Annotated in this window: 7 protein-coding genes; all 7 read right to left on the bottom strand. The window is 68.4% G+C overall.

All coding sequences use genetic code 11. The features are described 5' to 3' along the window. On the bottom strand, window positions 1-348 hold a 348-nt coding region (locus tag AC1D12_RS22270), incomplete at its 3' end, for a response regulator transcription factor (protein WP_477842909.1). Window positions 349-376: 28 nt separating this feature from the next. Beyond that, window positions 377-1,315 (bottom strand): AraC family transcriptional regulator, encoded by a 939-nt coding sequence (locus AC1D12_RS22275; RefSeq protein WP_047500421.1) that lies wholly within the window; start codon window positions 1,313-1,315, stop codon window positions 377-379. A 19-nt stretch (window positions 1,316-1,334) separates the two neighbouring features. Next, window positions 1,335-2,135, bottom strand: a complete 801-nt coding sequence (locus tag AC1D12_RS22280; protein ID WP_477842912.1) for an L-iditol 2-dehydrogenase — start codon at window positions 2,133-2,135, stop codon at window positions 1,335-1,337. After that, window positions 2,128-3,528, bottom strand: coding sequence for a D-arabinitol 4-dehydrogenase (gene dalD, locus AC1D12_RS22285; protein ID WP_477842914.1), 1,401 nt, complete (start codon window positions 3,526-3,528; stop codon window positions 2,128-2,130). Before dalD ends, AC1D12_RS22280 begins: the two co-directional genes overlap by 8 nt. Before the next feature lie 16 nt (window positions 3,529-3,544). Continuing rightward, the gene (locus AC1D12_RS22290; protein WP_047500429.1) at window positions 3,545-4,600 is read right to left on the bottom strand and encodes an ABC transporter ATP-binding protein; all 1,056 of its coding nucleotides are present in this window, start codon (window positions 4,598-4,600) and stop codon (window positions 3,545-3,547) included. Between the two features lie 9 nt (window positions 4,601-4,609). After that, window positions 4,610-5,437 carry a carbohydrate ABC transporter permease gene (locus AC1D12_RS22295; protein ID WP_047500431.1) on the bottom strand — a complete coding sequence of 276 codons (828 nt, stop codon included), beginning with the start codon at window positions 5,435-5,437 and terminating at the stop codon, window positions 4,610-4,612. A 13-nt stretch (window positions 5,438-5,450) separates the two neighbouring features. After that, window positions 5,451-5,955: carbohydrate ABC transporter permease (locus AC1D12_RS22300; RefSeq protein ID WP_477842917.1), on the bottom strand; the 505-nt coding region annotated here is incomplete at its 5' end.

Raw genomic sequence — 5,955 nt, forward strand, 5'->3', positions numbered from 1 at the left:
GGCCAGCAGTTCGCGCGGGCTGAACGGCTTGACGAGGAAGTCGTCGGCCGCGAGCTCGAGCAGCAGCACGCGGTCCATCTCGTCGCTGCTGCCGCTGATCATGATGATCGGCAACGCAGGGTGCCGCTCGCGCAGGCTGCGCGCGAGCGCCAGCCCGTGCTCGTCCTTCAGGCGCAGGTCGAGCAGCACCAGCGCGTGCGGTGCCTCGGCCAGTGCCGCGTGCATGCCGATGCCGTCGCCTGCGGTGCTGACGTCGAAACCGGACTGCGTCAGCGCGTCGTCGAGCGAGGCGCGCAGGTCAGGGTCGTCGTCGACGACGAGGATGCGCGGGCGGGCGGGGGCAGGCATCCCGGCAGTGTGCACCGGGGGGGATTGGCTACTGGGATGGGGATTTACCCGAGCCCCCGCCGAACCGCGCCTCGCCCTGCTTGCGGAACTCCTTCGGCGTCATCCCCTTGATCTCCAGGAAGCGCCGGTTGAAGTTCGCGACGTTGTTGAACCCCGCGTCGTAGCAGACGTTCGTGATGTAGCGGTCGGTCTCCATCAGCAGCTGGCAGGCCCGCGTCACGCGCAGCCGGTTCACGAAATCGGTGAAGGTGTTGCCGGTGGCGCGCCGGAAGTAGCGCGAGAACTGGCTCTCGCTCATGCCCACGCGCCGGCTCAGCTCGCCCATCGAGAACTGGCTCGCGCTGTTCTCGGTGATGTAGTCGACGATGGTGCTGATCTGCGCGAGCGAGGTGTCGTCGTCGAAGCTCTGCAGCGGCATGCTCGACAGCAGCCGGTAGTCGCTGCAGTCCGACAGCTCGCCGAGGAACTCCAGGAACTCGGTGAAACGCTTCAGCCCGTGCAGGCTGCGGATGCGCACCAGCCGCTCGCGCGCCCGGTCGCTCATGCCGAAGAACTCGATGCCGTGGCGCGCCCGCTCCAGCAGCGGCAGCACGTCGCGCAGGTCGGGGATCAGGTCGGTCGCGCGGCGCAGCGGCTCGTCGGAGAACTGCAGCACCACGTCACGCAGCGGCACGCCCTCGGCCGGGATGTCGGTGGAGATCCAGTTGTGCGGCAGCCGCGGCCCGGTCAGCACCAGGTGCCCCGGCTCGAAATGCCCGATGTAGTCACCGACGAACACCTTGCCGCGCGTCTCGATGATCAGGTGCAGCTCGTATTCCTCGTGGTAGTGCCAGCGCACCAGCGGGTTCGGCACGCCATGCTCCAGGCAGCGCACGTAGCCGTAGGTGCCCTCCGGCTCGTAGCCGAGCTTGGTGTCGCGCACGAAGTCGTGCTCGAGTTCGGGGCTGCGGGTCCGGTGGGTGTTCATCGCGGCTTCAAGAAAGTCATCAACTCATCACGTTGCCACCGTCGACGTTCAGCGTCTGCGCGGTGATGTACGCCGATTCTCCACTGGCCAGGAAGACCGCGGCGCCGGCGATGTCGTCCGGCACGCCCATGCGGCCCAGCGGCACCGCCTTGCCGACCGCGATCTTCTTCTCGCCCGGCTGCAGGTGCTCGTGGCGCGCGAAGAGGGCGTCGACCTGCCCCCACATCGGCGTGTCGACCACGCCCGGCGCGATGCCGTTGACGCGGATGCCGTGCGGCGCCATCGCGAGCGCCGCCGACTGCGTGTAGCTGATCACCGCCGCCTTGCTGGCGCAGTAGTGCGACACCAGCGCCTCGCCGCGGCGCCCGGCCTGCGACGCGAGGTTGATGATGCTGCCGCGCACGCCGCCCGCGACCATGCGGCGCAGCACCGCCTGCATCGTGAAGAACATGCCCTTCACGTTGACGTCGAAGAGGCGCTGGTACATCGCCTCGTCCGAATCGAGCAGCGGCGCCAGGTCGAACACCGCGGCGTTGTTGAACAGCGTTGTCAGCGGCCCGAGGCGTTCTTCGGCGCCGGCCACGAAGCGGGCGATGTCGTCGCTGCGCGCGACGTTGCCGCTCAGGTACTGGACGCGGCCCGGGTGCTGGTCGACCAGCGCCTGCAGCTCGGGCGCCGGCGTGGCGGGCAGGTCGACCGCGGTGCAGCGCGCGCCTTCGCGCAGGAAGGCCCGCGTCACCGCCAGGCCGATGCCGCCGCCGGCACCGGTCAGCAGCGCGTGGCAATCCGCGAGGCGTTGCGTCGCGGGGTAGTCAGCCATGGCCGTTCTCCTTCAGGAACTGTTTGACCTCAGCATGCGCCCGCTGCAGCGCGGCCACCAGCCGCGCATCGCCGGCGAGCGGCCCCCACAGCACCGGATCGCGGCTGAACGCGGCCAGCGGATCGGCGCTCTCGAAGATCGCATGCGCCGCCGCCACGTCCATGCCCTGGTCGTGGTACGTGTAGCTCAGCTCGCCGCGGTGCCAGCGGCCGAGGAACTCGAAGAACAGCGCCGGCAGCTTCGCGACCGACGCGATCGACGCACCACGGGCCAGGCACTCGCGGAAGGTCGGCCACAGGAAACCGGCGATCTTCGCGTAGCCGTCCATCGCGACGCGCTGGTTGGTGTCCTGCAGGTACGGGTTGCTGAAGCGGTCGATCACGACGTCGCGGTACGCGGCGAGGTCGAGCGGATACGGTTTCTGCGACGCCTCCAGCGACGGGATCACGTCGTTCGTCACGTAGTCGAACGCCATCYGGCGGATCGCCGGGTGCGCCACGTCCTCGTGGATGTACTGGTAGCCGAGCAGGGTGCCGGCCCAGGCGAAGCAGCTGTGGCTCGCGTTCAGGATGCGGATCTTCGCCTCCTCGTACGGCAGCACCGAGGCCACCATCTCGGCGCCGGCCTTCTCCCAGGCCGGGCGGCCGTTGATGAAGTGGTCCTCGATGACCCACTGGATGAAGCGCTCGCCCATCACCGGCGCGCCGTCGTCGACGCCGGTCGCGGCCTTCACGCGCCCCGCGATGTCGGGCAGCGGGCGCGGCGTGATGCGGTCGACCATGTCGTTCGGCGAGCTGGTGTTCTGCTCGACCCAGGCGTGCAGCGCGGCCTGCTGGCGGCGCGCGAGGAAATCGAGGAAGCCGGCGCGGAAGCGCTCGCCGTTGCCGCGCAGGTTGTCGCAGTTCAGCAGCGTCACCGGGCCGGCGTTGCGCGTGCGGCGCGCGTCGAGGATCGCGGCCATCGCGCCGTAGATCGTGCTGCGGGTCTTGCCCGCCAGGTCGCTGGCCAGGTCGGCGAAGCTGTCGTCGAGCCGGTTCTGGTCGTCGAGGTAGTAGCCGGCCTCGGTGACGGTGAACGAGATGATGCGCGTGGCGGCATCGGCGCCGATCGCGATCAGCCCGGCCAGGTCGGGCGTGTACGGCACGATCTTCCGGATCGCGGTGATGCGCTCGTAGAAGCGCTCGCCGGCCGGCGTCACCGTCTCCAGCGTGTAGGCACCGCCCTGCTTCTGCAGCGCCGCGATGGTGTCGGCCATGTCGGGGCGCAGGTTGCCGCCGGCGATCTGCCAGGTGGTGTCGCCCTGATGGATCAGGTTCTGCAGGTAGACGGCCTGGTGCGCGCGGTGGAACGAGCCGAGGCCGAGGTGGAGGATGGTCAGGGGAGTGGTCGTCATGGGAAAGCTCGCATCGCTAGGCGGCCTGCTGCAGCGGGCGCAGCGTTCGCCCCTGGGCGTCGAAGAGGTGGAGGGCGCTGGCGTCGAAGCTGATGCCGACGCTGTCGCCCGGCTTGAGGGTGGTGCGCTCGCTCTGCCGCGAGACCAGTGGAACGCCTTCGCTGGTGTCGCCGATGCGGGTGTGGATCAGCGTGTCGGAGCCGAGCGATTCGATCAGCTCCACGCGGGCTGCGAGGCCGGTTCCGGCGGCACCGACGCGCACGTACTCGGGCCGCACGCCCACCGCGCCGTCGGTGGGCAACCGTGTGCCGGCCAGGCGCGTCAGTTCGGGCACGGCAGCCGTCTTGACGACGTTCATCTGCGGCGTGCCGATGAACTGCGCGACGAACTGGTTGGCCGGGTGGTCGTACAGCTCCAGCGGCGTGCCGACCTGCTCGATCAGCCCGTCGCGCAGCACCACCACGCGGTCGGCCAGCGTCATCGCCTCGACCTGGTCGTGCGTCACGTAGATGGTGGTCGCGCCGAGGTCGCGGTGCAGGCTCGCGATCTCGACACGCGTCTGGCCACGCAGCGCCGCGTCGAGGTTGGACAGCGGCTCGTCGAACAGGAAGACCTTGGGCGCGCGCACGATGGCGCGGCCGATCGCGACGCGCTGGCGCTGCCCGCCCGACAGCTCCTTCGGCGTGCGCTGCAGGTACTGCGTGAGGTTCAGGATCTTCGCGGCGCGCTCGACCTTCTGCTGGCGCGTCGCCACGTCGACCTTCGCGAGCTTCAGCGCGAACGACATGTTGTCGAACACCGTCATGTGCGGGTACAGCGCGTACGACTGGAACACCATCGCGAGGTCGCGCTTGGCGGACGGCACGTGCGTGATGTCGCGGCCGTCCAGCTGCAGCGAGCCCTGCGTGGTGGCCTCGAGCCCGGCGATCAGCCGCAGCAGCGTCGACTTGCCGCAGCCCGACGGGCCGACGAAGACGATGAACTCGCCCTTCTCGATCTGCAGGTCGATGCCCTTGATGGTGCGCACCGGCCCGAATTCCTTGACGATGCCCTTGAGTTCGAGGAATGACATGGGGTCTCCTTACTTGACGGCGCCGAARGTSAGGCCTTGGACGAGTTGCTTCTGGCTGAACCAGCCGAACACGATGATGGGAGCGATGGCCAGCAGCGACGCGGCCGACAACTTGGCCCAGAACAGGCCCTCGGGGCTGGAGTACGACGCGATCAGCGCGGCCAGCGTGCCGGCGTGGGCCGAGGTCAGGTTCAGCGACCAGAAGGCCTCGTTCCACGCGAGCACCAGGCACAGCAGCCCGGTCGACGCGATGCCGCCCATCGTCAGCGGCAGGATCACGTGGCGGAACTCGTCCCACACGGTCGCGCCGTCGAGCCGCACCGCCTCGAGGATGTCGTTGGGCACCTCCTTGAAGGCGCTGTAGAGCATCCACACCATGATCGGCAGGTTGGACAGCGTGAACACGATGATCAGCGCCGTCAGCGAATCGAGCATGCCGGTGGTCTGCGCCATCACGTACACCGGCACCAGCGCGCCGACCGCCGGCATCATCTTGGTCGACAGCATCCACATCAGGATGTCGCGCGTGCGCTTCGTGCGGAAGAAGGCCATCGAATAGGCGGCCGGCGCGGCGATCATCAGGCCGAGGATCGTCGACACCAGGCTCGTGATCAGCGAGTTCTTCGCGTACAGCAGGTAGTCGCTGCGCTCCTGCACCTCGGCGAAGCTCGACAGCGTGGGCGTGAAGATCAGCTGCGGCGGCACCGCGATCGCCTGCATCTCGGTCTTGAAGGCGGTGAGGCCGAGCCACAGCAGCGGGAAGAACAGCAGCAGCGCGATCGCCCACGCGAAGAAGGTGCGGACGTACGGGAAGCCGTTGGGGTAGGTGGTGCTCATGGCGTTCTTCCGTTCAATCGAGGTTCTTGCCGACCATGCGGATCAGGAAGACGGCCGCGATGTTGGCCAGCACCACCGCGAACAGCGCGCCGGCCGAGGCCACGCCGACATCGAAGTTCATCAGCGCCTGCTTGAAGATCAGGAACGCGAGGTTGGTGCTCTCGTTGCCGGGGCCGCCGCCGGTGGTGGTGAAGATCTCGGCGAACACGCTCATCAGGAAGATCATCTCGATCATCACGACGATCGCGATCGAGCGGCCCAGGTGCGGCAGCGTCAGGTACCAGAACTGGTGCAGCGCGTTGGCGCCGTCCATGCGGGCCGCCTCCATCTGCTCGCGGTCCAGCGACTGCAGCGAGGTGATGAAGATCAGGCAGGCGAACGGCAGCCACTGCCACGACAGCATCAGGATCACCGAGGCGAGCGGCAGGTCGGTCATCCAGTCGATCGGCGTCGCGCCGAAGAAGTGCCACACGTGCGCGAGCACCCCATAGATCGGGTTCATCATCATGTGCTTCCAC

This window comes from Rhizobacter sp. P1_G5, assembly GCF_056405435.1.

Bases quoted from the DNA above. Each gene is read 5' to 3' on its own strand.
- AC1D12_RS22290 (WP_047500429.1), bottom strand. From the start codon at position 4,600: ATGTCATTCCTCGAACTCAAGGGCATCGTCAAGGAATTCGGGCCGGTG.
- AC1D12_RS22280 (WP_477842912.1), bottom strand. From the start codon at position 2,135: ATGGCTGACTACCCCGCGACGCAACGCCTCGCGGATTGCCACGCGCTG.
- AC1D12_RS22275 (WP_047500421.1), bottom strand. From the start codon at position 1,315: ATGAACACCCACCGGACCCGCAGCCCCGAACTCGAGCACGACTTCGTG.